Source organism: Lysinibacillus sp. NPDC096212 (assembly GCF_044763105.1).
GTDB lineage: Bacteria > Bacillota > Bacilli > Bacillales_A > Planococcaceae > Lysinibacillus.
In genome coordinates this window covers 41,334-66,221 of sequence record NZ_JBIWFQ010000026.1, presented here as the reverse complement: position 1 = coordinate 66,221, position 24,888 = coordinate 41,334, and the positions used below count along the sequence as shown (strand labels likewise).

The 24,888-nt window shown below is 35.5% G+C and carries 22 protein-coding genes, 2 pseudogenes and 1 other annotated feature; of the genes and pseudogenes, 9 read left to right on the top strand and 15 right to left on the bottom strand.

The annotated features are described in order from the left end of the window. Positions 1 to 229: 229 nt before the first annotated feature. The 5 genes from mnmA to ACIQ7T_RS21315 form a co-directional block, all read right to left on the bottom strand. Positions 230 to 1,354: a tRNA 2-thiouridine(34) synthase MnmA gene (gene mnmA, locus ACIQ7T_RS21335; protein ID WP_402873326.1), complete on the bottom strand. Its 1,125-nt coding sequence runs from the start codon at positions 1,352 to 1,354 to the stop codon at positions 230 to 232. A 330-nt stretch (positions 1,355 to 1,684) separates the two neighbouring features. Continuing rightward, the gene (locus ACIQ7T_RS21330) at positions 1,685 to 1,921 is read right to left on the bottom strand and encodes a DUF896 domain-containing protein (RefSeq protein WP_144787844.1); all 237 of its coding nucleotides are present in this window, start codon (positions 1,919 to 1,921) and stop codon (positions 1,685 to 1,687) included. Positions 1,922 to 2,125: 204 nt separating this feature from the next. Then, positions 2,126 to 2,773, bottom strand: coding sequence for an MBL fold metallo-hydrolase (locus ACIQ7T_RS21325; protein WP_370077360.1), 648 nt, complete (start codon positions 2,771 to 2,773; stop codon positions 2,126 to 2,128). After that, a complete protein-coding gene (locus ACIQ7T_RS21320) occupies positions 2,760 to 3,443 on the bottom strand; it encodes a DsbA family oxidoreductase (protein ID WP_370077339.1) in 684 nt (227 codons plus the stop codon). The genes ACIQ7T_RS21325 and ACIQ7T_RS21320 overlap by 14 nt, the downstream gene beginning before the upstream one ends. 41 nt (positions 3,444 to 3,484) lie before the next feature. Next, positions 3,485 to 3,799, bottom strand: a complete 315-nt coding sequence (locus ACIQ7T_RS21315; protein ID WP_402873344.1) for an ArsR/SmtB family transcription factor — start codon at positions 3,797 to 3,799, stop codon at positions 3,485 to 3,487. 1,007 nt (positions 3,800 to 4,806) lie between these two features. On the opposite strand from ACIQ7T_RS21315, the gene sigY reads away from it, so the two are divergent. From sigY to ACIQ7T_RS21295, 4 genes are all read left to right on the top strand, one after another. Continuing rightward, a complete protein-coding gene (sigY, locus tag ACIQ7T_RS21310; protein WP_402873322.1) occupies positions 4,807 to 5,499 on the top strand; it encodes an RNA polymerase sigma factor SigY in 693 nt (230 codons plus the stop codon). After that, positions 5,486 to 5,830, top strand: a complete 345-nt coding sequence (locus tag ACIQ7T_RS21305; RefSeq protein ID WP_107950135.1) for a YxlC family protein — start codon at positions 5,486 to 5,488, stop codon at positions 5,828 to 5,830. The genes sigY and ACIQ7T_RS21305 overlap by 14 nt, the downstream gene beginning before the upstream one ends. A 571-nt stretch (positions 5,831 to 6,401) precedes the next feature. Beyond that, positions 6,402 to 8,480 (top strand): serine hydrolase domain-containing protein, encoded by a 2,079-nt coding sequence (locus ACIQ7T_RS21300; protein WP_370077338.1) that lies wholly within the window; start codon positions 6,402 to 6,404, stop codon positions 8,478 to 8,480. A gap of 1,425 nt (positions 8,481 to 9,905) precedes the next feature. Then, on the top strand, positions 9,906 to 10,367 hold the full coding sequence (locus ACIQ7T_RS21295) for an NUDIX domain-containing protein (RefSeq protein ID WP_370077337.1): 462 nt from the start codon (positions 9,906 to 9,908) through the stop codon (positions 10,365 to 10,367). A 250-nt stretch (positions 10,368 to 10,617) separates the two neighbouring features. Here the strand turns inward: ACIQ7T_RS21295 and ACIQ7T_RS21290 are convergent, their stop codons facing one another. Beyond that, on the bottom strand, positions 10,618 to 11,478 hold the full coding sequence (locus ACIQ7T_RS21290; protein WP_402873319.1) for a metallophosphoesterase family protein: 861 nt from the start codon (positions 11,476 to 11,478) through the stop codon (positions 10,618 to 10,620). Between the two features lie 267 nt (positions 11,479 to 11,745). Continuing rightward, positions 11,746 to 14,100, bottom strand: a complete 2,355-nt coding sequence (locus ACIQ7T_RS21285; RefSeq protein WP_402873316.1) for a M13-type metalloendopeptidase — start codon at positions 14,098 to 14,100, stop codon at positions 11,746 to 11,748. A 765-nt stretch (positions 14,101 to 14,865) separates the two neighbouring features. Between ACIQ7T_RS21285 and ACIQ7T_RS21280 the strand changes: the two genes are divergently transcribed. Then, positions 14,866 to 16,305, top strand: a complete 1,440-nt coding sequence (locus ACIQ7T_RS21280) for an MDR family MFS transporter (RefSeq protein ID WP_402873313.1) — start codon at positions 14,866 to 14,868, stop codon at positions 16,303 to 16,305. Between the two features lie 142 nt (positions 16,306 to 16,447). Here the strand turns inward: ACIQ7T_RS21280 and ACIQ7T_RS21275 are convergent, their stop codons facing one another. The 3 genes from ACIQ7T_RS21275 to ACIQ7T_RS21265 are packed head-to-tail and all read right to left on the bottom strand — an operon-like array spanning position 16,448 to position 17,582. Further along, entirely contained in the window at positions 16,448 to 16,696 is a 249-nt protein-coding gene (locus tag ACIQ7T_RS21275; protein WP_370077333.1) for a hypothetical protein, read from the bottom strand. 20 nt (positions 16,697 to 16,716) lie between these two features. Next, complete coding sequence (locus tag ACIQ7T_RS21270) at positions 16,717 to 16,953, bottom strand: hypothetical protein (RefSeq protein ID WP_370077332.1); 237 nt, start codon at positions 16,951 to 16,953, stop codon at positions 16,717 to 16,719. Positions 16,954 to 16,988: 35 nt separating this feature from the next. After that, positions 16,989 to 17,582: a TetR/AcrR family transcriptional regulator gene (locus ACIQ7T_RS21265; RefSeq protein ID WP_370077331.1), complete on the bottom strand. Its 594-nt coding sequence runs from the start codon at positions 17,580 to 17,582 to the stop codon at positions 16,989 to 16,991. A gap of 96 nt (positions 17,583 to 17,678) precedes the next feature. Between ACIQ7T_RS21265 and ACIQ7T_RS21260 the strand changes: the two are divergent. Both ACIQ7T_RS21260 and ACIQ7T_RS21255 read left to right on the top strand, forming a co-directional pair. Continuing rightward, positions 17,679 to 17,779, top strand: a pseudogene (locus ACIQ7T_RS21260) (response regulator transcription factor); the annotation flags it as partial. Next, positions 17,775 to 17,903 (top strand): annotated as a pseudogene (locus ACIQ7T_RS21255) (ATP-binding protein); the annotation flags it as partial. The pseudogenes ACIQ7T_RS21260 and ACIQ7T_RS21255, both read left to right, overlap by 5 nt. Before the next feature lie 150 nt (positions 17,904 to 18,053). On the opposite strand, the gene ACIQ7T_RS21250 reads toward ACIQ7T_RS21255, so the two are convergent. Continuing rightward, positions 18,054 to 18,566, bottom strand: a complete 513-nt coding sequence (locus ACIQ7T_RS21250; RefSeq protein ID WP_370077330.1) for a DUF6609 family protein — start codon at positions 18,564 to 18,566, stop codon at positions 18,054 to 18,056. A 272-nt stretch (positions 18,567 to 18,838) separates the two neighbouring features. On the opposite strand from ACIQ7T_RS21250, the gene ACIQ7T_RS21245 reads away from it, so the two are divergent. Continuing rightward, positions 18,839 to 19,378, top strand: coding sequence for a GNAT family N-acetyltransferase (locus ACIQ7T_RS21245; protein ID WP_370077329.1), 540 nt, complete (start codon positions 18,839 to 18,841; stop codon positions 19,376 to 19,378). A gap of 225 nt (positions 19,379 to 19,603) precedes the next feature. After that, positions 19,604 to 19,845 (top strand) — a binding site (T-box leader). A gap of 261 nt (positions 19,846 to 20,106) precedes the next feature. Beyond that, on the top strand, positions 20,107 to 20,421 hold the full coding sequence (locus ACIQ7T_RS21240; protein WP_402873307.1) for a hypothetical protein: 315 nt from the start codon (positions 20,107 to 20,109) through the stop codon (positions 20,419 to 20,421). A 110-nt stretch (positions 20,422 to 20,531) separates the two neighbouring features. Here ACIQ7T_RS21240 and ACIQ7T_RS21235 read toward each other — a convergent pair whose 3' ends face one another. From ACIQ7T_RS21235 to ACIQ7T_RS21220, 4 genes are all read right to left on the bottom strand, one after another. Beyond that, the gene (locus tag ACIQ7T_RS21235) at positions 20,532 to 21,473 is read right to left on the bottom strand and encodes an ABC transporter substrate-binding protein (RefSeq protein WP_370077327.1); all 942 of its coding nucleotides are present in this window, start codon (positions 21,471 to 21,473) and stop codon (positions 20,532 to 20,534) included. A 139-nt stretch (positions 21,474 to 21,612) separates the two neighbouring features. Beyond that, positions 21,613 to 22,425, bottom strand: coding sequence for an ABC transporter ATP-binding protein (locus ACIQ7T_RS21230; RefSeq protein ID WP_370077326.1), 813 nt, complete (start codon positions 22,423 to 22,425; stop codon positions 21,613 to 21,615). Positions 22,426 to 22,440: 15 nt separating this feature from the next. Continuing rightward, the gene (locus ACIQ7T_RS21225) at positions 22,441 to 23,457 is read right to left on the bottom strand and encodes a FecCD family ABC transporter permease (protein WP_402873303.1); all 1,017 of its coding nucleotides are present in this window, start codon (positions 23,455 to 23,457) and stop codon (positions 22,441 to 22,443) included. Continuing rightward, on the bottom strand, positions 23,454 to 24,509 hold the full coding sequence (locus ACIQ7T_RS21220; RefSeq protein WP_370077324.1) for a FecCD family ABC transporter permease: 1,056 nt from the start codon (positions 24,507 to 24,509) through the stop codon (positions 23,454 to 23,456). Before ACIQ7T_RS21220 ends, ACIQ7T_RS21225 begins: the two co-directional genes overlap by 4 nt. Positions 24,510 to 24,888 lie beyond the last annotated feature (379 nt).

The window sequence follows — 24,888 nt, the reverse complement described above, 5'->3', positions numbered from 1 at the left end:
CCTTGTGTATCCTTTACAATAGCGAGTATTTATTATTTTTAGTAAGTGAATACGACGTCAAAAAATATAGTTCGCACAGATTATGCACTCCACCTGATTTCAACTGGAGCTAGATGAAGATACCGAAGAAATGAAGCTTACTTTAAATATGGATTTTCCTACTAAAATCCATATCCAAATTCCACACCACTACGTAGCGAAAGACTGCCTAAGCAGTCTTCTCACAAGTTTATCCTACATATGTTAGTTTTTCGTTGTTTTTAAACACTTCATCAATTGTACCGCCACCAAGACATACTTCGCCGTCATATAAAACAACTGCTTGTCCCGGTGTAATGGCACGAACCGGTTCTTCAAATGTAATATGTGTACGGCCATCTTCTAAAATCTCCACTTCAACCGGAGTATCTGTTTGACGATAACGGAATTTCGCTGTGCAAAAAAATTTACGAGGTAATTTTTTTGTCGAAGTATAGCTCATTTTCACTGCTGTTAATGAAGTAGAATACAATGCATTATGGTGAAAACCTTGACCAACAAGCAATACATTACGTTCTAGGTCTTTTCCAAGAACAAACCATGGCTCACCGTCGCCACCAATACCAAGCCCGTGACGTTGACCAAGTGTATAGTACATTAGCCCGTCATGTTGTCCCATTACCACGCCGTCCATTGTCTCCATTTTTCCAGGTTGTGCTGGTAGGAATTGACTTAGGAACTCTTTAAAGTTACGTTCGCCAATGAAGCAAATGCCTGTTGAATCTTTCTTTTTCGCTGTTGCAAGACCTGCTTCTTCAGCAATTTCACGCACTTCTTTTTTCTCAATATCACCAATTGGGAACATAACATGTTTAAGCTGCTCCTGTGTTAATTGATTTAGGAAATACGTTTGGTCTTTATTTTCATCGACACCACGAAGCATTAATACTTCGCCATCACCACTCCGATCAATACGTGCATAGTGGCCCGTTGCCAGATAATCCGCACCAAGACTCATCGCATGTTCGAGGAAAGCTTTAAACTTAATTTCCTTATTGCACATAACGTCTGGATTTGGTGTGCATCCTGCTTTATATTCTTCTAAAAAGTATGTGAAAACTTTATCCCAGTATTGCTTTTCAAAATTAACTGCATAATATGGAATACCAATTTGGTTACACACTTTAATAACATCATCATAGTCTTCTGTAGCTGTACAAACACCATTTTCGTCTGTATCATCCCAGTTTTTCATAAAAATCCCGATTACTTCATAGCCTTGTTGTTTTAACAGGTACGCAGCAACCGAAGAATCCACCCCACCTGACATGCCAACAACGACACGTATTTGCGAGGGGTCTTTTGTTTCTTTCATTAAGGTCACCTTTTCTTTTCTTAATTCACCAATCTTTTTTCAATAGCTGTTTTTTTTCCACTGCCTGTTTTATATCTTCTTCTGTCAAGCCTTAACCGAAGCTAAAACGAATTCAAATACGTAATTTTTCAGCACCTTGTCCACACATTGCCACCAAGACAAGTAACGGGCCAATCGAAGCTTCCGTGCACGACGATCCACTTGATGCACAATTACCCGCCATATTAAGATTTACTAAAAACGATTCAACACATCCCAGCAAAGCTTACGTTGAATGCATGCGGCAACACATTTGCGTATCACCATTAACATGGAATGTAAGTGCTTCTTCTAAGCTTTTACTTCCCGTGAATCCATTTCCTTTTCTCTACGCAATTTATCCGGTGTTACATCATTTCCTAGTGGATCGAGTACAGTCATTTTTGAAAAAGTTTCGCGAACTTGTCCGCGAATTTCGCGTAAGTAGTCTTTGCGTAATACTTGTTGCTCAATCCGTTCAGCACTTGTCAAACCTTCTTCACGCTGTTTTTTCGCTAATTCATTAATACGCCCTAAGTTATTTATCATCTTATTTCATCTCTATTCTCTTCATTAATTTTGCTTATAATTTATAGCATGAGTCACTTTTAAAGGTTTTGGTGCAAAAATATCTAAACAACAGCAATTGACCTCTAAAGCATGGACATTATATTCTGCTCCCACTTTTTTACAATAAAGAATAAATAAAATGACATATTTCCTGTACTCAACAGAAAATATGTCACTTACCCTTTATATGCCGAGTCTTCTCTTCTCATCACCTACAGTTGTTTTACCACTATGACCATTATATAAAACAACGTCATCTGGCAATGATAGAATCAAATTTAAACTTTGTATCAAGTCCTGTTCATTTCCACCTTCATACTGAGTGGTTCCAATACTACCTTTAAAGATTGTATCACCAACAAATGCTACTTTATCCTGTGCATTATAATACATAACTTGATCCATTGCATGACCTGGTGTATGTGTCATCGTCACTTTAAAATCTGAATTAGCAGACAGTTCAAACGTTTCACCTGATTGTACATAGTGCACATCATCAACTATGATATGTCTATTGCATAAAGCTGACAAGTTCATTCTCGCATTTTGCATATATTCCCGTCCGAGTTCGTGCATGTAAACAGGGATATTTAATTCATTTCTAATTTTATCGACTGCACCTATGTGATCAAAATGTCCATGTGTTAATAATATTTTTTCGATATGATAACCGTTGGATTCTATCACATGTAATATTTTTTCTGCTTCTGCACCGGGATCAAATAAAAACCCATGTTTCGTATCCTGATCAATATATAAAAATGCATTTGCATAAAATACATCTTTTACTGTTAATTGATGTACAACGCTTCGATTATTAATTACATCCATCAATACCACAGCTCATTCCTGATAAATCATTATTCTGACTATCATCCTGCATTGCTTCTTTTAAAGCCATTTTAAATGTTTCGACATTCTGAGCACCACTCAAAGTGATTTCTCCATTAATCAAGAAGTAAGGTACACCTCGGACTCCCATTAAATGTGCCTGCTTTTCATCTTTACGTACATCACTTTCAAATTCATTGGAATTCAAAACTTTTTCTACTTCATTTTCATCTAGTCCATTTTTTACAGCAATTTCTTTTAGTACATTTTTATCGCTCAACTCTAAATTATCAGTGAAATAGGCTTTGAATAAATCTTTTGCAATCGTTTTGTTTCCCTGTTTTGCTGCATAATGTGTTAAGCGATGAGCATCCATTGTGTTTGTATATCGTGTAGTATAATATTTGAAATCAATACCTTCGTTTTTACCATACTGCTCTATTTGTCTAATTCTTTCTGCCGCCATACTATTAGATAGACCATATTTTTTTGCGAAACGATCTTCTGTATTGGATACGACTTCGTAACTAGCGTTAGGATCTAATTCGAAACTTCTCATTTCAATATTTACTTGATCTTTAATTCCTAGCTCATTCATTGCTTTTTCCAATCTTGCTTCTCCAATATAACAGAAGGGACATGCATAATCTGACCATATTTCAATTTTCATTTTTATTACCTCTTTTCAAATTTTGATATTTTTTCTAAATCCTATAGCTTCGTTTCTATAAAGTTTGCTAACTCATGTATCAGTTGCTCATTGCGTTTATAGTATGTCCACTTTCCGATGCGTCTTGCTTCGACCAAACCTGCATGCTGTAAAGTTGATAAATATTGAGATGTAGTAGACTGATTCATCTCAAGCTTATCTCTAATCAGGCTTACACAGACCCCTACTTCATCCATTTCCTCTATCGCTTGTCGCTTTGTATCAAAATGCGTTGTAGGATCTTTTAACCAGTATAATATCTTCAGTCTCGCTTCATTAGATAATGCTTTAAATAAATCAACCTGATCAAATTGAATTTTCGTCACGACTTCACCTCACTATCATTTTTATACACATCATCATATCACGATATTACGATATGTAAATATATATGCTCACGATTTTTTTTCCATGGTGTTATCAAAAAAATAAAAATAGGCTAAAGAAATAATAAATGAGGTAAAAAAATAAAGCATTAACAATTGATCAGAAAGACTTCAGTATTAAAACCATTCAAAAACACCCCTCGAACTCTCGAGAGGTATTTTTGAATTTCCTGCTTGTTGGAGCTATTTTGATAGCAGCTCTTTATGTCGGTTTAAAACAAAGTTGAACTGTTTTGAAAAAGTCGCACCATTTTGAAGAAAGTTTAATCGTTTTAAGCCTATCAAAATCAATAAAATACCGTTATATCAACATTTATATTTAATTTTGATCAAACTTTTTTATAAAAAGTAGTCCCTACAAGTAGAAGAAAACCATCGTTTTAATCAATCTTTATTCAAAACCACGGCTCTTCGTATGCAGTGAAATCAAAAGTTTAGAGAAATTTTTAATCAAACTTTATTCCAAACCAACATGTGATGTTAAGTTACAATAAAGATGTATACTGGACAATTAAGATATATACTTTGCAATAAAGATATATACTGGACAATAAAGATGTATACTAAATAATTTAGATTGTAAACAATCTTATATTTGAAAAATTGCAGCTTAGAAATAAAGTTGCGATGTTTAAAATAAAGTCATGAAGCGTTCCCCCTTTGGTTATTATTTAGCCAAAGGGGTGTTTTTTATGTCTAAAAGAACAAGAACATCTAAAGTTGTAGTTTTATAAAAAAGATTGATCATTTAAAACAAAGTTCGATAATTTAAAATAAACATTGATTATTTTAATAAAGTTTGATTAAAATCCTGTATCAAAACAGGATTTTTCTTATTCCACAAACAGACCAGTTAGTTAAAGAAGACATACTTAAACAAAACATGTGAGTAGTTTGATAATACGATAATAATTAGACAAGCATTCGGAACTCGTTGAATGAGCAACAATACTTTGGTTTTTGGTGAAATATATAACTTTCAAGTAAACTTAATAAATACTAATAGATGGATTTTTGTTGTGATTCTTTATTTTGAAAATGAACGATTTTTCCCAGTAAATCGTATTACATATAAATCATTATTGTATGGAGTAGATCTCATGGATGAAAAGGATTTAATTCGAAAAGCGAAAAAAGGAGATACATTGGCTCTTTCGAAACTGCTACAACAGAATTATTCGTTCCTCGTAAAGTATTTAATGAAAGTTACTCTTCATCCACAAATCGCAGAAGATTTAGCACAAGAGACGATGATGAAGTGTATTGAAAAAATCCAACTGTATAATGGTGAATCCAAGTTTTCATCATGGCTCATCACAATCGCAACGAACCTTTTTATCGATCAACAGCGCAGAAAGAAGCGGGAGGAAAACTGGCTAGAGCAGGAACAAGCGCTCCGAAAAATGAAATGGAATGCAGCCATTATGAACGAAGAATGGAATGATGTACTTGATGTACTTGCTCAAATTAATGAAGAAATACGTATGCCAATCGTGTTAAAGCATTATTACGGATATTCATATAAGGAAATTGGAAAAATGATGGGTATTGCAGAAGGAACAGTAAAATCTCGAGTTTCAAATGGTCTAAAAAGTATACGAAAGGAGTTGGCTGAACTTGAAAGAGTATGATTCTAAAAATAGTCATTCTATGTTGGATGATGAAAATGAATTAACGGTTAAGCAATTAATAGATGGTTTAGAAAAACTGGATCAATGGAATCCAGTATCTACTCCAAGCTTACAATGGTTTCAACAGAATGTTGAATTAGAGAAAAAAAGAATACGAAAAAAACAATGGAAAGACCTCCTCACGTTTATCTCTGTTGCAGTATTTGTGCTTTCGGTTGGGATTGCTGTCGTTTATCGTCAGCCAATTCTTTTTCTTTATTTTCAGCTTGTGGGGATTATCTTATTGCCCTTAGCGCTTAAAAAAACTAGAAAGAAGGTCAGTAATGAATGATCTCAAATGAACTAAGTAGCACACCGCTTTGGTTATGCATCGTGATTGCATTCATTCTGATTTGTCAGAGCTCATGGATGTTTTGGGATGCACGGAAGAGGGGACACAATGCTTGGCTATGGGGCTTTTTAGGCCTTATTCAATTTCCAGCGTATCTTATTATCTATCTTATTTTTGCAAGAAAAATATTTAAAAGAAAGGTCTCAGGATCAAATTCCTGAGATTTTTTTTATTTATTTTTTCGTGAGTGAACGATTAGACGAACGTAATCGTATTAAGGGTAAATAAACAATTTGGAGGAGAAAAAAATGAATGAACTAGTAAATGGAATCCTATGGGAAAGGATTGCGCAAATTCTTGTCTTACAATGATTACCGCATTAGTTTGGTTGTATTAGAAATGAAAAAATTGAATATCTTGTAAGCAATTTTGAGAAATTACTTGATAAATATCTTATGGAAGGCAGCTTCTATAAATTTTTACCATCTGTTAAATAAAGACAACAAGGAGATACCTTTGTTCGAAATAACAGCAATGAAATCAATCACTTATCTAAGGAGGCAATTCTTTTATGAAAAATAAACTATCTGGGGTGTTAGCCGCTACATTAGCGTTAACGATGAGCTTACCAACAGGGGCGATGGCGTTTTCTAGCAGTCAGGCTACGGTTGTAGCTAGCCAAGAAGTAGCTAGTCAAGAACTAAAAAAGATTGCGGCAGAGAAGGCTGCGCTACTCACGAAGTCGTATGAGACGAATAGCGTGCAGTATGCGCTAATTGACAATGGCCAAATTATTTTGTCGGGTCAGGCAGGTAAGAACGATATGAAAGGGAAAACGCTGACCAAAGATACCCTATACGGGATTGGTTCAGTCAGTAAAATGTATGCAACGGCGGCTGTGATGAAATTGGTCGACGAAGGAAAAGTTGATTTGGATGCTCCTGTTGTCCACTATGTTCCTGATTTCAAAATGAAAGACGAGCGTTACAAAAGCATTACGCCGCGTATGCTGTTGAACCACTCCTCCGGCTTACAAGGTACTGAGTATAGGAATGCATTTTTATTTAAAGATAATGATACCTATGCCCATGATAACTTGTTGCAGCGATTGTCCAACCAGCACTTGAAGGCGGATCCTGGCGCGTTCTCGGTATACTGCAACGACGGCTTTACGCTGGCTGAGATTTTGGTGGAAAGAGTCAGCGGCCTGAGCTTTACCGAATTTCTACATAAACAGTTTACAGAACCCTTAAAGCTAAATCATACGAAAACGCCGCAGGATAAATGGGAAGATGATAAGCGGGCTGGACTTTATTTTCCAATGTACCAAGGGCAGCTTCCCACTGAATCGGTGAATATTATCGGGGCGGGAGGGATCTCTTCCACGGCAGAGGATATGGTGCGATTCTCACAATTATTTATGGGACAGGGAAAAGGGATCCTCTCTGATCAGGCAGTCAAAGCGATGGAGCAAGAGGAATATAAAAAAGGAATGTGGCCGGGGGATGAAGACAACATTTTCAAATATGGTCTTGGTTGGGATAGTGTGAAACTATATCCATTCAGTGAATATGGAATAAAGGGCTTGGCTAAGGGCGGAGATACGTTTTTACAACATGCTTCACTGGTCGTGCTTCCGGAACAGAAGATGGCAGCGGCTGTGTTGTCATCCGGCGGCGGGAGTTCTGTAAATCAACTGATGGCGACTGAATTACTGCTCACTGCGCTTAAAGAGAAGGGCACAATTAAGGACATTAAGCCGAACAGATCCTTTGACAAGCCGGTCAAGGCCAAGATACCTCGAGACGTAGCGAGGAAAGCGGGTTTTTACGGTAATAGTTCAAGTCAGTTCAAAATAGAAATTACGAAGAATGGGGAACTGTTCTTATCATCTAATCCAGAAGAAAAATATGTATATACTGCGAATGGAAGCTTTATTAATGAGACAGGTACCTCCAAGCTCAACTTCGTCACAGAGAAGAATAGACGAACATATTTGAGGGAGAGCACATTTATATCGATGCCTGGCTTAGGGCAAGTAGCGATGAATCACTATGGAGCAGAGAAACTAGAAGACAACGTGCTATCGAAGGAAACCACTGCCGCCTGGGCAAAGCGGGAAGGTGTCAAGTTCTATCTTGTTAACGAGAAATATAGTTCTTCTCAATATCTCGTACCAGTGTTACTTACAACACAAATTAATCGCAATGATGGTCTAGAGGGCTATTGGAACGGCAGAAAAATTACAGGCCCAAACACGGCTGCGCATCAGCTCCAGATCCCCGGGTTGGCAGGCCGTGATACGACGGAATCTCGTTTCTATACAGAAGGCGGAAATGAATATATGGAGATGTCCGGATTTTTATACGTAAGTGGAACCAACGTAAAACCGCTTGATGCAAGCCCAGCATCTAAAGTTACGCTACAAGCAAATGGTCATGCGAGATGGTTTACAATCCCGCAAGTGGTAACAGGGAAAACGATGACCGTAGCGTTGCCATCGAAGAGTTCGTTTGCGGTGTATGATGAGAAGGGTGTATGTATCAATTTTACCGTTGTGAGCGGCAATAACAAAGTAAAACTGCCGGAGAACGGAACGGTTGTATTTGCTGGTGCGCCGAATTCGGAATTTGCAATCAAGTTGAACTAACTACAATTTAAGATGTACTTCAACAAAACCAGTATGACACCGAAAAGGTGTTTTGCTGGTTTTGTTTGTATTTACGCATTCTCTTTACGAAGGGGCTTACTGAACTCTTATCATTTCCCCATAAACAATCATGGTAATAATCTGTTAATGGTGTTTGTCTTAAAATACTAAAAGCTTTATGACAATAGCTGAAAGCATAAATTAAAGTGAAAGGGAATGAAATTGTTCCCTTTTTACTTTAGAACTTCTTAAACTAATGGGGTTTACTTGAAGATCATTGAGTTGCATAGGCAGCTCTTTTTTTCTTATTGAACTCCCATGAAAGAACTAAATTATCTTTCATTTTCTGTGGTGAAGTGCTAATTTTAACGGGCACTTTAATTGAAGATTCGCATCCAGAAATAATCAATAAAAACCAAACTAGATAAATAAAGAACCAACTGTTTTGATCAAACTTTGTTTCAAAACAGTTGGTTTCTTTCTGTATAAAATCAGTGTTTGCGACTTACTTTTAATCGAACTTTATTCAAAAGCTACAGAATATGTTGAGTTACAATAAAGATGTATACTAGACAAAAAAGTTGTATACTGATTACTTAAACAGAATACATGAGTGATTATAACTAATCTCGTTATACTTTATAATCACATTATCTTGTAAATAAGATGATTTAGCATGAAATACAAACCTTGGTACAGTGTGTTGCTGTATCAGGGTTTTTTTACGGTTATTTATTATGGAACACAAAATATATACAATTGAATAGCCTTTATTACATTGATTGATTTACAATTCAAATTAAAAAAAGAACTAATTATTATGAAGAGATTGATCATTAAAAACAAAGTTCGATAATTTAAAATGAAAATTGATTATTTTAATAAAGTTTTGTATCAAAGCAGGATTTTTTCTTATTCAACAATCGGGCCATTTAATTGAATGAGGAAATTGTTTAAATTTGGAACCCTTGCCATTCTATATCGTTAATCATAATTATTAAATGGCTATTTTACTGAATATTTAGAGAGAACTTTTTACACTTTACCTTGCTAATTAGGTTGTGAATTAGAGTTTTGCACATCTCAACCGAACCCGTTAACAAAAAGTAACGCTCTTTTATTTCGAAAGATGCAGAGGATTGACGTTATTACCAACAACCTGTGCCATCTTTTATAGACTCCTTCATATTCCTTTTCCCAAGATGGTATTGAATTCGCAGGATAAGGGAACGTGTATAAATAGACAATTTAGTAACGGTGTAAATCTGCATTTTTCAACCGGCTCCTCAGCTTCAACTAATGGGGGCGTTAATTAAAGATTATTGAGTTGCGTAGGCAACCATCTTTTTCCTTATTGAACTAACACTGCAGTTTAGTTGAATAACAAATGCTATAATTTGGATATAAAAAGAAATGAGGGAAGATATGAAAGTTAGAAACTCAGTAAAGGCAATTATTTTGGATGGGGAAAAAATATTATTAACTAAAAACCAAGATGACGAGGGGTATTTTTTTCTTTGTCCTGGTGGAGGGCAAGAACATGGTGAAACATTCCATACCACTTTAAAAAGAGAGTGTATTGAAGAAATTGGACTTAATATAGATATCAAAGAATTATTACATATCAGGGAGTATATAGGAAAAAATCATGAATACGCTGAATTTGATTTTGATGTTCACCAAATAGAATATTATTTTTTATGTCAGGTAAGTAGAACTGAAACTCCAATAAAACCAACAAATCCTGATAATCATCAGGTAGGTGTTGAGTGGATTCGTATTGAGGATTTATTAAATTACAGGCTATACCCAAAAGAGTTAAGAAAATATATAATTGGATATTTAAATGGTGAAAATTCACCAGTTTATCTTGGAGATATAAATTAACTTGTTATTAGCAAGGTCTTTAGTAGAAGATCATTAAGTTGTTCAGGCAGCACTTCTTTTATTTAACTACCGGGTGCTTTAGTGGAGTAAGGCGAATTAAAATAATCAATCCTTTTTATAAAAACAGTTATTAAAAATAAAAGAAAGCTGTCATTTTGATCAATCTTTATTCAAAATGACAGCTTTTTATATACAGTTAAATCAAGGATTTAGAGTGATTCCAATTAATTTGTCGTTAGTTGAAAGAGGTTCACTTTATCCCTTTAAATTCCCAATAATTTTTTTCGAAAAAATTAATTATCTCATCTTTATAGTTAAATTGATCATTGAGCTTTTGTAATAACTCAATATCATGGGTATGAGTTTTTCCTGTTTCTAGCATTTCTCGATATAAATCAATATAAGGGAGTTTATTATGAATAGCGTTGTTTAATTCCTTTTCTACATCATAGGGAATTTTTTTAAATCTCACCTCTGCAATCCCTGTCTCATCAATTTCAAGAATTGCATACTGAGCACGTAGATCAGAATGTAACTTGCCCCATTTGTAAAAGGGCTGTCCTACAGTTCCTGGGTTAATAATCAACTGATCATTGCTACTATAGCGTAACAATTGGTGATGGGTATGAGCATAAATCGCAATATCGTAATCATGCTCAAATAACTGATCAAAATTTTTCTGATCATTAGTGGGCCATAAATCTCCTCCATAATTTTTATTTTGTAAATTATGGCTAATGCTGATAGATAGATTATTAACTTGTCTTGTTAAATGTAATGGTAAGCTCTTAATAAGATTAATATAGCTTTCATCTAAATTTTCACACTGATACTGAACTAACCTAGAAATATAGATATCAGAAGCATTATCAAAGTCAATCTCTTTATTCAGTACGTCAAGGAAGCAGTCTTCCCAATTTCCTTTAACGTAAGTAGCAACTTTAATACTATCTAATATTTCAAATAAATCATTTGCCCCAGGCCCAGGCATGATTAAGTCCCCTAAAAACCAATATTCAGTGACACCTTCTTTGATCGAATCTTCGATAACTGCTTTTAAAGCACTTGCATTCCCATGGACATCTGCTAGTAAAGCAATCTTATGTTTCATGTCTTTCATTTCCCTCCCTTTAAATTGACGTATAATCTAAACAGAATGTATATTTTTGTTTTATCATTTTATGGTATATTATAAAAATTATTTAGAAACCTTCAATCGAAGGGCTGAAAAAAAAGCAAAGCCCAAGAATGCCGTAAAATTACCATTCTTGGGCTTTTGATTTCGGTGTATTTACTCTAAAAAGGACTTCCTGGATAGCCTCTTTGCCTTTATACACTGATGTAAGAGCTATCGGATTAGCTCTATCTGCTTTGATTTTTACCAGATGGATACTCGATCTTCTGGAGTTATATACATGCCATCTCCAAGCTTAATTCCATAGGTATCATAGAATTGCTGAAAGTTCACAATCGTGCGATTAACCCGAATTTTAGCGGCTGAATGTACATCGTTTTTGCTCAGGTACGCTGCAAATTCTTTTGTGGTTGTGGATTTCCATATTTCTGCATTGTTTTCGAAATATGCTTTATAATCCGGATTACTCATTTTGGATACAACTTGTAGTGAAGCCGCCATTCCACCTAAATCAGCGACATTCTCACTTAGTGTAAGCTGACCGTCGTTCAACACACCCGGGATAATCTCAATTTCGTTATAGAACTCAATCAGTTCCTGGTTTTTCTCTTCGAATTTCTTAAAGTCCTCTTCTGTCCACCAGTTATTTGCATTTCCATTTTCGTCGTATGCTGATCCGTTGTTATCAAATGCATGGCTGATTTCATGGCCTATGACCATGCCAATGGCACCATAGTTTGCTTCAGGTTTAGCGTTAATATCATAGAAAGGCGCTTGAAGAATACCGGCAGGGAACGTAATTTCGTTATTAAAAGGATTGTAGAAAGCATTTACGGTATATACGCTTGTACCCCATTGCAACCTATCCACCGGTTTTCCTAGCTCGGCTTTCACGTTATCAATGTATGCTTTGTTTACTGTCAAGGTATTAGAGAACAGCGAACCACCTTCGTCATATGTCTTGATCGCTACTTTATCTAATGTCGTATCCCACTTATCTGGGTAACCGATCTTAACAATCATCGTATCCAGCTTTTTAATTGCTTTAGCTTTTGTTGTTTCTGACATCCAATCAAGAGCTTTGATTCTCTCCTCATACGTAGCAATTAACTTCTCTACCATTTGCTCAACATCTTTTTTAGCTTCTGGTGAAAAATGTTTCTCGGCAAACATTTGCTCCAAATATCCGCCCATTGTACCAGTTATCTTGGCTACTGCGACTTCCTTATCTGTTTTTTCTCCTGTAACGCCATATAACGTTGCGTCAAACTCTTTGGCAGCATCTTCGAAATCATCTGACAACAAACCGCCTGCTGCCATAAGCAGGTGCACTTTGGAGTAAGTTTTAAGCGCATTAAGATTAGTTTCAGTCAAGAGTTCAGCACCTTTTTGCGCCAGCTTCACATCGAATACGATCACTTTATCAGTACTGTCGACTTTCATCGATTTCAAGACTTGTTTCATATCTACTGTTTTGAACATGTCATCGAATTGTTCAATTGTATACGGATTATAGTATTTATTGACATCGCCTTGTTCATGAGGTTCAAGCGATACGGAAGCTAAGCTTTTCTCCATTTCGTAAACATTCTCGGCAAGTGCTTTCGCTGCAGACTCTTTCTCGCCCGATAACTCAAGAAGTCTGGCCATATATTGAATATAGGCTTTTTTCGCTTTCGAGTCTTCCGTGTCAAAGCTGTTCTTATCCAGACCTGTAGCTAATCCAGCGTAATACAAAGCATTTTCACTGCTGTTCTTTGCATCGTTCATGATTGCAAAGCTGAATAATGAGCTTTGACCCGAATCCTTCTCCAGGGTAAGATCAGCTTGAATAAGTTCATCAAGCGTTTTAGCCTCGTCTATTGCCTTTACATATTTTTGAATAGGTTCAATCCCTTGTTTATTTCTATTTTTCTTATCCAACGCCGTCGAATAGAAGTCGGTAATTTTCTGTTCTTTTGTTCCTTCTGCGAATTGTTTGCCAACGAGCTCATCTATTATTTTTTCTATTTTATCGTTATTTTGCTTATGCAGCTCGGAAAATACGCCGCCCATGATTTCTCCATCCGGAATTGTCGATTTATTTAACCATTCCTTATTGATTGCTTCATAAAAATCGTCATTTAAATGGGAGCCTTTAAGCGTCCACACTCTGGCGATAATTTTTTGGAACTCATTGATCGTAATATTGTCATTTGCGCCTAATGTGCCGTCAGGTTTGCCAGTCAGTACGCCTGCTTTTGCAAGTTTATCGATATCTTTCTTAGCCCAAGCTGGTACATCGGTGAACTCGACATCAAATGTTCCGCTGCGCAGATCATTTCCGACAGGCTCTGGTAATTCGCCGAAAGCTCTACTCAACATGACTAAAGCTTCAATCTTCTTAGCCGGCTCATTCTCTCTTAAATCTTCGTTTTTAGAGCCTTGCATAATGGATTCTTTATTAATTCCTGGTTGATAAGCATCTGCTGCCAGCAACAAGGTTTTAACGATTTCTCCTCTTGTCGCTGGTGGCGACATTTCATCGGCAAATGCCGATACGCTAACTGATAGGACCATTATTATGGCCATGAGTAAGGATAAAACCTTCTTTTTCATCTTCATTCTCCTTTATAGTAGATTTGTATAAATAAAGATAAATGGGTGTAATTTAGTATTTCTACCATTTGAATACCATTATAGTTGATTTATTTCAGTTTGAAAATATGTAAGGAGATTTTTCATTTTCAAGAGAGCATTGTCTAGTCTAGCGCTTTTAAGCTAGAGCGGTACCACTAGTAAGATCACTTTTTGGTTAAATAAAATCCACCTCTGCTAAAGTTAAATATGAGGAAATGTGGCGAGTATTTAAGGATTGAAAGGTAAGCACAAAATCGATTCCGGACGCAATTATGCCGAGACAATTGATTTCAAAGCAACATGTGTGCTCGTTAATAATAAAGAATGATAATTGGTAATAACGTTTGATAAAAATCACCTCTTTAGTTATTCTTGGAGGTGATTTTTAATGTATATTTATGTTAAAATTGATGTTTATCTTGTGAAAAAATGTACTTGAACTAACGAAGAAGGTTAGTGCAATAAAGGTACTTTATTGATTATCTATATTGTTTATAGATAATAAAAAAATATACTTAGCTATATAGTGAATAATTTTAACTTCTTTCGCACAGACAAATTTTTTGTTGCTGCCGCTTCGCTTTCGCACAAAAAACACTTGTTGCTGCCGCTTCGCTTTCGCACAAAAAACACTTGTTGCTGCCGCTTCGCTTTCGCACAAAAAACATTTATTGGCCCAAAGCCAATTCCAGACGCAATTATGACGAAGCATAATTGATCTGTATAGAAGTAAAGGGGAAAAATATGAGAAAAAAAGTTATTTTATCATTAATGTTAATGACATTTCTTTCTGCTGTAGAAGGAACAATTATTAGTACAGCAATCCCCCGTATAACGAGTGATTTGTCAGGCGTCGAACTTGTTAGTTGGGTATATGCAATTTATATGCTAGCCACAGCCGTTTCGACTCCAATATACGGGAAACTGGCTGATTTATTCGGTCGTAAAAAAGTTTTACTGATTGGAGCTACAATATTTTTAGTCGGCTCTGCACTTTGCGGTGTTGTTACATCGATGGAACAGCTCATCGTCTTTCGTGCCCTTCAAGGTCTAGGTGCTGGCGCTATTTTGCCAATAACAATGACAATCATGGGTGACTTATATAGCGAAGTGAAAGACCGTGCAAAAGCACAGGGTTGGATTAGTGCTGTTTGGGGCGTCTCTGGTGTAATCGGACCATTAGTTGGAGGATTTTTAGTTGATTCTCTCTCTTGGCGCTACATCTTCTTCTTAAACGTTCCATTTGGAATTATCGCTTGCTTAATGATTGTAATTTATTATAAAGAATCTATTAAACCTGCTAAGCACCATATCGACTATCTTGGAGCGACGGTATTTTCATTAAGTACAATCGCGCTACTATACGCGTTATTAACAGGTAGCAGTCAGCAAAACTGGGAGGACATTACAATTGTTAGCCTCTTAATCTTTGCAGCTGTTGCATTCATTATTTTCTTATTCATTGAGAGAAAATCTCCGGAACCATTAATTCCGCTAGCACTTTTCTCTAATCGTACATTATCTATTATAAACATATTAACTCTTATTTCTGGTGCAATGATTATTAGTATTACAATGTATCTTCCGATTTGGAGCCAAGGTGTATTAGGAAAAAATGCGACAGAGGCCGGACTCGTTTTAATGCCGCTTCCTGTTATGTGGACATTTGGCACTATTTTTTCTGGGAAATTAATTGATTACTTAAAAACGAAACAAATCATTCTACTTGGAGCTAGTATTCTTTCAATTGCTGCCTTTTCACTATTTACTTTGTCAACAAATTCACCAGCATTCCTTATTTATGTTGCAGTTGGATTATTCGGCTTAGGAATGGGGCTTATTGTACCTATTTATATGGTAACAATTCAATCAGCTGTTCCAGCCCATACGCGAGGGACGGCAATTGGCTTAAACACATTTATCAATACGTTTAGTCAAACATTAGGTGCTGCAGTTTTCGGGGCAATTTTCAATACGATGATTCATGCACAGGGGATTAAAAACCTTGATCTCGTATCTTCTGGTGGACATGGAGGAACTACAGCAAACATAGTAACCAAATCACAAGAGGCATTAGCTTCAAGTGTACATTTCATTTATATGAGTACTTTTATATTAGCACTAGTAACTTTAGTAATTGTTTGGTTCTTATTAAAGCCATCCACACAACCTAGTGAGCAATAAAAACACTTTTACTTAAAAATATGGCAGTAGATAAAATGTTTTTAATTATTTTAGAAAAGCAATAATATAATTTCATATTAAAAAAGCGCGAGAAATCAATGTTTCTAAAATTGATTTCTCGTGCTTTTTTAATACATACTATTTAATCGTTCTTTACACTTTGTCGATAAATGAAAACACTACTAATTATCCCAAGTCCACCAAATAACAAAATCCATTTTTTGTTGAAAATAAGCCCATAGACCAGAATTGCGCTACTAATAATTCCACTTGAAAAAGCACTGGATACCATGGATTTGTTTGTTGGTTTAGGGAATTGAATAGAGGTCCCCAGATTTTTATTTCCCCATTTACAAGCCGCATCCATAATGTTAAGTAATTTATCTAACATCTTTTTATTCCTCTTTCCTCTTAATTTTTAAATACAATGAAAGAAAAAATAGCATTGGAAAGGGCACCCAAAAAAGATAACGATGAAATTGATAAACAAACCATACCGATAACTTTTTTCGTCCTCTGTTCTCTATTCTTTTTGGATAATAAAATAAACCCTGAGATGAGCAGGACGATTGCTACAATGATATTAAACACGATGAAGAACGGTGTTGATTCTTTAAGAAAATCTATAATATTCCAAAATAAACTCATTGCTCTCCTCCTATTTTATATTTGAAATAGAGCTTCTACTCAAAGATACTTGCTACCAACTGCTTAGTCATAAATTGAAATGCAGCAAAATGGTCACAGTTCTTTGATATTCCGTCTTTACTTGCAATACTAGAAAGAAGTACGGTGAAAGTTGAAAATGCTAACTTTTCCGGAACTTTTAATTTAAGATTTGCTTGTTTGATTGCAGTACGAAAAAGATTACTACTATCAAATATTAGTTTTTCTTTCATTTCCTCCGAAAGCTTACTATAAAATGCTGTGAAATCGATTGTTTTTACTTCATAAAGAAATGGTTTGCTTTCGTATTCATAGTAAAGTTGGATTATTGCTGTTTCAAAGCCGGACTTTTCAGGGCATTGTTCAATTCGTTTAATAAAATTCCCATAAATAGTTTCTTGAATGTCGTACAAAACTTCAAAAAAAAGTTCTTCCTTACTTGAATAAAAATTATAAAAAGTACCCGTTGATATTGCTGTTTTTTTGCATAATTCACCAATACTTGTTTCTTTATAACCTTGAGAAATCCAAAAAGCCATACACTCATCTTTCAATTTACTTTTAATCATAATTTTATCTTCTTCTGAAAAAACTTTTTTTCCTCTTGCCAAAGGTGAATACCTCCTTTATGAATTATTTATATGAATATTCATGTTGTATATTCATATAGTATCATCAACACGAATTCATAACAAGGGATTAATTTCGTAAATTTCATCAACTTTGGAGGAGACGATTACCTGACTAAGCCTTTTCAAGCACAAGAATTGCAAGCGCATTTTGGGCGTTATTGAGAAGAAGCGGGAGCTGGTCTAGGGATTGCTATTGCAAATTGGATTATTGACAAACATCATGGCAAAGTAAAAGTACAGAGCGAAGTTGGAGTGGGAACATGTTTTGAAATTATTTTTCCAAAGAATCAAAAGCTATAAAAATACGCGAAGACCAAATAAAAACGGGGGTTTATATGTAGGAAAGATTACATAAACATTAGAAAAGAATCCATTTTGATTAGTCTTCTTTTCAAAATGGATTCTTTTATTTGTTGGAAGGATCACTGTGAAACAGAATCCTCAATTCTTTTAAAAATTAATAGGACTGAGCTTAATAAAAATACTACCAAATAAAATCTTTATTAGACCATCTATTACAAAAAAGATATCTAGATTAACGTTAGTAATCATTAATCCTATGAACGCATTGATGATTAAACTGATTGATAGAAAAAGCATTAATTTACCATGTACCGGAATAAAAGGTAAGAAATGAACACCAACAGCTAAAATAATTAATAACCAGCAAGTTCTATAATCATCGGCGAAAAATTGAAAACTAATAAAAACTAAAATTGCTAATAAAAAAATTGAAAAATTAGACCACCTTTTTTGGCCGCCTGTACCAGGACCGACTGCTAATTTCTCTCGAGTTTTAGGGCTTAATTGCCAAACCATACCTAGTATATAAACGATGGCAAATGGCCAAATATTTGGATAGCCGTTATATTTTATTAATAATAAGAACATTGCTATGCCAGCAATTATTAGCCATATCCCATTAATCTTTTGTCTGGGGTATTTGTAAGCTTGTGTTTCCATGTTCTATTCTCCATTCTTAATTTTCTACTTCCTCGAATAATAGATTTCTAAAATAATATATCAAACTGAATTATATTTTTTTGTCATAATTTGTCGATGTGTATAGGTCCAAATTAAGTTGCATTGTTTTAAACCTTATAAATACTAAAAGCATTTAAAAAGACGGTAATAATTGGATTTATATACCATATTTTATTTTTTTCTTTGTATAATAAGAGCATGAATATTTCAAAATCATAGAGTGTAAAAAAGGGCAGGAGTTAAAATCGAATATGTTTGAGGATGCTAAAAAATTAATTTTTAGAACTTTAAAAAATGATGATTATCATTTCGTTCTTCGTTGGAGTAAGGACGAGAAATTTTGCGAAGCCAATGGGTGGAGAAAAAATTTAGACGAAGAAGAATTATTTAGTTGGTGGCAGTACAGTGTGAATTTGAATCGTAAGGATTTTATTCGCTTAGGAATTGAATATAAGGACAGATTAATTGGTTATGCAGATCTAGCAGAGATTCAAAGCGACAGTGCTGAAATAGGTATTGCTATTGGTGAAAGTCAGTTATGGGGGAAGGGTATAGGAACTACCGTAACTCACATGTTCATAAAGTATGCGTTCGAGAAATTTGGTATTACAACATTTTATGGTGAAACACATGAAACTAATTTTCGTTCAAGAAGAATGATGGAAAAGTTAGGGTTTGAGGAAGTTAGTAGAAACGGCAGTGAAATTTATTTAAACAAGGATACACCTCTTATGCAGTATAAATTGTATCTAGAAACAGACGACACTTTGAGGATTCGCCTTCCGATATAACAAATTTATTAAGGTATGAAATGTTAAAAACGTATACCGTGAATATAAGTTGATTTCCGTCCCTGCTGGACGCCCCCCTGGAAAGTGCTCATCTGAAACGGAAATCAACCCCACGTTATGGTTAAAAGGTTAAAAATAATTTATTGACAATTCAAACAAATATACTATAATAATTATCAAGATTTGCATAACGAAAAATTGTTGATAACAATTTGGAGTATAAGAGTAAAAGTGTTGAAGAGAACTAGTAGTTTTAATGGAACTGACAGAAAGTAGCCGGTTGATGAGAGGCGCAAGGAAAGTTAAAATGAATTCATCTTGGAGCTGCGTACCGAACTTTAGTAGGCTACGACGGGTTTGCATCCGTAATCAATGCAAAGGTATCGCATTTAGCCGTACCTATTGAGAAGAGTTATGTGAGTAGCTCTTAAATTAAGGTGGTAACACGTTCATAACACGTCCTTTAGGTTTATTCCTAAAGGGCGTTTTTTTATCTTCATTCAGCAGAAGCGGGTGGTAAGATGAACGTGATGTGACTCCTTTTATAGAGGAGCCCAGTCTAAGAACGTCACATCCTGTGGCAATTTATCTGTAGCGAAAGCAAAGCGTCAGCGGCAAATGTTTTCTGCGCGAAAGCGAAGCGTCAGCGGCAATTACGCCAGGGCGAAATTGATTTTTACTCTTATAGAACTTGCAATATTAATTCAATATTAAAGGAGTTGTATTGTATGTTTTTAAAACTAGAAGAACAATTAAAGATGATTCAAAAGGGGGTAGGTAAGAGCGTTAATGAAGGAGAGGTTTTGCCTGATAAAATCCCCACAATGTTAATTGAAATAGGGAAAGAGTCTGTACTAGATATTATTCCATCATTAATTGCTGAAGAATATATTAAAAGTAAAAGTGAGTTTATGCGATTAATGAAACAAAATGGCGTTTCTTTAAATGGGGAAAAGCTTGTGGAAGATGATACTGACATAATATTAATGAATGATGAGATTTTACAAATTGGGGAGCAACAATTTATACGATTCATAAAATAAGGGAACTAAGTTGAATTATTCGCCAATCGATAACTAAACAACTATATCAGATCCTTAAACGAGTTTTAAAAAAATCACCTTCGATATTACGAAGGTGATTCTCATTGTTATTATTTCCCTAGAACAAATTCAGCAATTTCATCTAAAATCATTTCTTTACCTAGAGGGAAGTAGCCTTTATTGACCGCATCATTTTTAATAATAAATACGTGGTTGTTCTTAACAGCATTCATGTTTTTCCAAATTGTTTCTTCTTGGAACTCTTTTAAGCGTTGAGAACCGTCACCTGTTGTAAATACGAATAGGTAATCTGGATTGTAGTCAATTAAAGCTTCTTTTTGTACTTGTACTAGTGGTTCATCCATTGGTGTACCTGGAACTGCTGGTAATTTTAAATCTTTAAAGAGTACGCTACCGTAACCATAGTCACCATATATACGGAATGCATTTGGATATGCAGCCATTTTCATGAACTTCGCATCACCAGTTTTAGCAACGATTTTATCGTGTAACTTGCTTGCCTTTTCGTCATATTGTTTGAACCATTCTTTTGTTTCTTTTTCTTTATCGAAGATTTTACCTAGTTCCTCAAACTTTGGACGCCATTGATCTAATGGAGTTTTTAACATAACAGTCGGTGCAATTTTAGATAGTTGATCATAAATTTTTTCTTGACGATCATTTATAAGAATTAAATCTGGTTTTGCAGCAGCCACCGCTTCGATGTTAATTTTGTCACCCCAAGCAGAGCCGACCGGTTTTACATCTTTTAATTGATCTTCAATATGTGGATCAATTTCTTCTTGAGACGTATTTGCAGTAATGATTGGTTTCATGCCAAAGATTAATAACTCTTCTGTTGAACCACTAAGGTCAGCAATTTTCTTTGGATTAGCAGGGATTTTAATTTCCCCCTTGGCATGTTCTACTGTACGTTCTTCTGTTTTAGCGTCTGTTTGTTTTTCTTCTTTTTTATCAGAAGAGCAAGCTGCAAATAGTATAGATGTAATAACTAATACCATTGTTAGTAATGTTAGTTTAAATTTCTTCATATTTTTGTTCCTCCCGGATAAATTGTTTGCGACCCACTGCATTCTAATGGGTGTTCAACATCTCAAGCTAAAATGAGAAGCTCAACGCCCATTAGAATGCTCTCTCTATCTATTTAAGAGAGGAAGAGTGCTCCTTCTTTTATGCTTTTATCTGTTCTAGATTATTAATTATTGTCAAATCGTAAGTTAAACAAATTGGCTTACTGTTTACAGGGCATGAAACGATTAGTGCTTCAATTTCGAACACATTCCGAAGTGTCTCACTTGTCATTACTTCATCTGGAGTTCCTTGGTGAATCAGTTTACCATCCTTTAAAGCAATCATATGATCAGAAAAACGAGAAGCATGATTTAAATCATGAATGACCATAACGATCGTACGGCCTTCTTCTTCATTTAATTTTTTTAATAACTTTAAAATTTCTAGTTGGTGAGCCATATCTAAGTATGTTGTTGGTTCATCTAATACAAGTAGGTCCGTTCCTTGAGCAAGTGCCATTGCAATCCATACTCGTTGACGTTGGCCACCTGATAAAGCTTCTGCTGAACGGTTGGAAAACTCTGTCATCCCTGTCACTTCAAGTGCCCAATGGATGTAGCGATAATCTTCTTCCTTCAGTGTTCCAAATCCATTTTGGTGTGGAAAGCGGCCATATGAAACAAGTTCAAACACAGTAAGACCCATTGGAACTTCTGCAGTCTGGGGTAAAATCGCCATTTTCTTTGCAATTTCTTTTGTTGACTGTTTTTCAATTGCCTTTCCATCAAGATAAACAGTCCCTTGTTTTGCCTTTAAAATACGAGAAGTTGTTTTTAACAATGTAGATTTCCCACATCCATTTGGTCCAATAATCGTTGTTATCTTTCCTTCGGGAATCGCCACTGATAATCCATCTATTATTAATCCTTCATTATAGCCAACGGATACCGAATCAACTGCTAAAGTTACCATCAAAAAAGACTCCTTTTACTTTGTCCTCATAAGTAAATAAATAAAATAGGGTGCACCAATAATAGAAATAACAAGACCGACTGGTATTTCTGAAGTTGTTAGTACACTTCTTGAAATTAAATCTGCAAATAGTAATAAAAAAGTGCCAATCAATGCTGCTGTAGGTAACATAATTTGATGTTTTCCTCCAACAAGACGTCTTGCCAGGTGGGGTGCCATTAATCCGATAAATCCAATGCCACCGGCAACAGCTACCGATGCACCAGCCAAACAAACGGCGATAAATAATAATTTACGTCTTTCCTTCTCTACATTTACACCAAGGCCAACCGCTGCTACATCTCCTAAATTCATTACATTCAATACATGTGCCTTGCAAAATGCAATGGGTAGAAATATGAGCATCCAAGGTAGTACGCTTAATACAAACTTCCAATCGGTTCCCCATAAACTCCCTGCTAACCAAATAGTTGCAAAGCGAAAATCATTTGAAGTCATTTTCATCGAGAAGATTAAACTAACAGCACTAAATCCTGCTGCAACTGCAATACCGACAAGAATTAAACGAGTGGATGAAACGCCGTTCTTCCAAGCTAGCGTATAAATAATAACCGCTGCTAATAAAGCACCAACTAGCGCAAATAATGGAAGAATGAAAACTGATATTAGCGTACCGGTCCCAACTTTCCCGAAGAAAAAATAGACGAAAACAACAACTGTTAATCCAGCACCAGCATTTATACCGATAATTCCAGGGTCAGCAAGTGGATTTCTAGATAAGCCTTGCATGATAGCTCCTGATATCGCTAGCGCTGAACCAACTAAAATCGCGATAACCATTCGAGGCATACGAAATTCGAATAAAATGACAGATTGATCTTCGGCTCCTAACCCAATTAACGATTTCAATACATCTATTGGTGGTATTTTAAACGTCCCTGTATTTAAGCTAATTAAGAATACCGACACAATTAGGCAAGCTAAAATGGCTAAAACTGAAATATTCTTTTTTGTTAAGATTTTTTGCTTCATATTTTCCCTCTCCCTTCATTACGAGCTAAGTAAAGGAAGAATGGAACACCTATTAAAGCTGTAATTGCACCAATTGGCGTTTCAAATGGAGGATTGATAACACGAGATAACATATCTGCACATTCTATTAACAAACCACCTAATACTGCTGAACATGGAATGACCCATCTATAATCGGACCCGACGAGAAAACGCGTCATATGTGGGATAACAAGTCCAACGAATCCGACAGAACCTGCCATAGATACGGCTGACCCCGTTAAAACGAGCACAAGTACAGTTCCAATAAATTTAATGAAGGTTGTATTTTGTCCAAGCCCAATCGCAATTTCTTCGCCGAAACTTAAGATGGTAATGTATCTCGACATTAAAATCGCTATAACAAGACAAACAAGTCCTATCGGTAGCAACATATCAATACTTACCCATTTCACACCTGAAACGCCTCCTGCATTCCACATGCTCACTTCTTGAGCAAGATTGAAATAAAGTGCAATACTAGAAGATATGGCCCCAAGCAGTGCACTAATCGCTGCACCAGCTAACGCTAACTTCACAGGTGTGAGCCCTCCAGGTGAGGATGCACCCACACCATATACAATACTTGCACCAAATGCGGCACCAATGAATGAAGCAAGAACAAACATTATGTAAGGGGAATTAGGGAAAAATGCATACGTAATTGCAATTCCAAATACCGCACCATCTGTAATACCCATTAAAGAAGGCGAGGCAAGGGGGTTTCGTGTCATACCTTGCATAATTGCTCCGGATACCGCTAGAAACGCACCAGCGACTACTCCTCCAATTGCTCTTGGAATACGAAGCTCCCAGATGACATTATGATGTGTAAGTAAATCATCGAATTGAAAAACAGCTTGCCAAACAGTCGTTAAGCTAATATCTGCCGCCCCAAATGAAATGGACATGCCCATACTTAAAGCTAATAAAATCGTACCTACTATTAAAATAATAGAAGCAATAAGCGGTCTGCTCTTAATCTTTTTCATATTCGTTTCTTGTTGTTCTATGCTCCTCGCGCTTGCTTCCATCCGTTACCATCCTAACTAACAACATATATTCGTTAAAGTGAGATTCATTCTCAATTATAGGCAAAAAAAATAAAGGTTCGCCTTAATTGATAATGATTCTCATAATCACTTGTCCTATTCTACATAGCACCCTAAAAGATTGTCAAACATTATTTTTAAAATATATTAATTTTGTTTATTTTTACATATTTGAATATGCTTATAAGGCTTCCATTAAGCGGATTTCAGGAGGGGAGTGTGGATAGTTAAATTATTTAAATAATAATAAATTCGAATAGAGACTATCAAAATAAAAACCAAAAGTGTGCTTGTAAAATGTGGCCCTTGAAGCATCGTTTTTTGTTTTCTTACTATAATAATTATGCATGGCTGTCCTCAA

Bases quoted from the DNA above. Each gene is read 5' to 3' on its own strand.
- mnmA (WP_402873326.1), bottom strand. From the start codon at position 1,354: ATGAAAGAAACAAAAGACCCCTCGCAAATACGTGTCGTTGTTGGCATG.
- ACIQ7T_RS21330 (WP_144787844.1), bottom strand. From the start codon at position 1,921: ATGATAAATAACTTAGGGCGTATTAATGAATTAGCGAAAAAACAGCGT.
- ACIQ7T_RS21325 (WP_370077360.1), bottom strand. From the start codon at position 2,773: ATGGATGTAATTAATAATCGAAGCGTTGTACATCAATTAACAGTAAAA.
- ACIQ7T_RS21320 (WP_370077339.1), bottom strand. From the start codon at position 3,443: ATGAAAATTGAAATATGGTCAGATTATGCATGTCCCTTCTGTTATATT.
- sigY (WP_402873322.1), top strand. From the start codon at position 4,807: ATGAGCAACAATACTTTGGTTTTTGGTGAAATATATAACTTTCAAGTA.
- ACIQ7T_RS21300 (WP_370077338.1), top strand. From the start codon at position 6,402: ATGAAAAATAAACTATCTGGGGTGTTAGCCGCTACATTAGCGTTAACG.
- ACIQ7T_RS21295 (WP_370077337.1), top strand. From the start codon at position 9,906: ATGAAAGTTAGAAACTCAGTAAAGGCAATTATTTTGGATGGGGAAAAA.
- ACIQ7T_RS21290 (WP_402873319.1), bottom strand. From the start codon at position 11,478: ATGAAACATAAGATTGCTTTACTAGCAGATGTCCATGGGAATGCAAGT.
- ACIQ7T_RS21285 (WP_402873316.1), bottom strand. From the start codon at position 14,100: ATGAAAAAGAAGGTTTTATCCTTACTCATGGCCATAATAATGGTCCTA.
- ACIQ7T_RS21280 (WP_402873313.1), top strand. From the start codon at position 14,866: ATGAGAAAAAAAGTTATTTTATCATTAATGTTAATGACATTTCTTTCT.
- ACIQ7T_RS21275 (WP_370077333.1), bottom strand. From the start codon at position 16,696: ATGTTAGATAAATTACTTAACATTATGGATGCGGCTTGTAAATGGGGA.
- ACIQ7T_RS21270 (WP_370077332.1), bottom strand. From the start codon at position 16,953: ATGAGTTTATTTTGGAATATTATAGATTTTCTTAAAGAATCAACACCG.
- ACIQ7T_RS21250 (WP_370077330.1), bottom strand. From the start codon at position 18,566: ATGGAAACACAAGCTTACAAATACCCCAGACAAAAGATTAATGGGATA.
- ACIQ7T_RS21245 (WP_370077329.1), top strand. From the start codon at position 18,839: ATGTTTGAGGATGCTAAAAAATTAATTTTTAGAACTTTAAAAAATGAT.
- ACIQ7T_RS21240 (WP_402873307.1), top strand. From the start codon at position 20,107: ATGTTTTTAAAACTAGAAGAACAATTAAAGATGATTCAAAAGGGGGTA.
- ACIQ7T_RS21235 (WP_370077327.1), bottom strand. From the start codon at position 21,473: ATGAAGAAATTTAAACTAACATTACTAACAATGGTATTAGTTATTACA.
- ACIQ7T_RS21230 (WP_370077326.1), bottom strand. From the start codon at position 22,425: ATGGTAACTTTAGCAGTTGATTCGGTATCCGTTGGCTATAATGAAGGA.
- ACIQ7T_RS21225 (WP_402873303.1), bottom strand. From the start codon at position 23,457: ATGAAGCAAAAAATCTTAACAAAAAAGAATATTTCAGTTTTAGCCATT.
- ACIQ7T_RS21220 (WP_370077324.1), bottom strand. From the start codon at position 24,509: ATGGAAGCAAGCGCGAGGAGCATAGAACAACAAGAAACGAATATGAAA.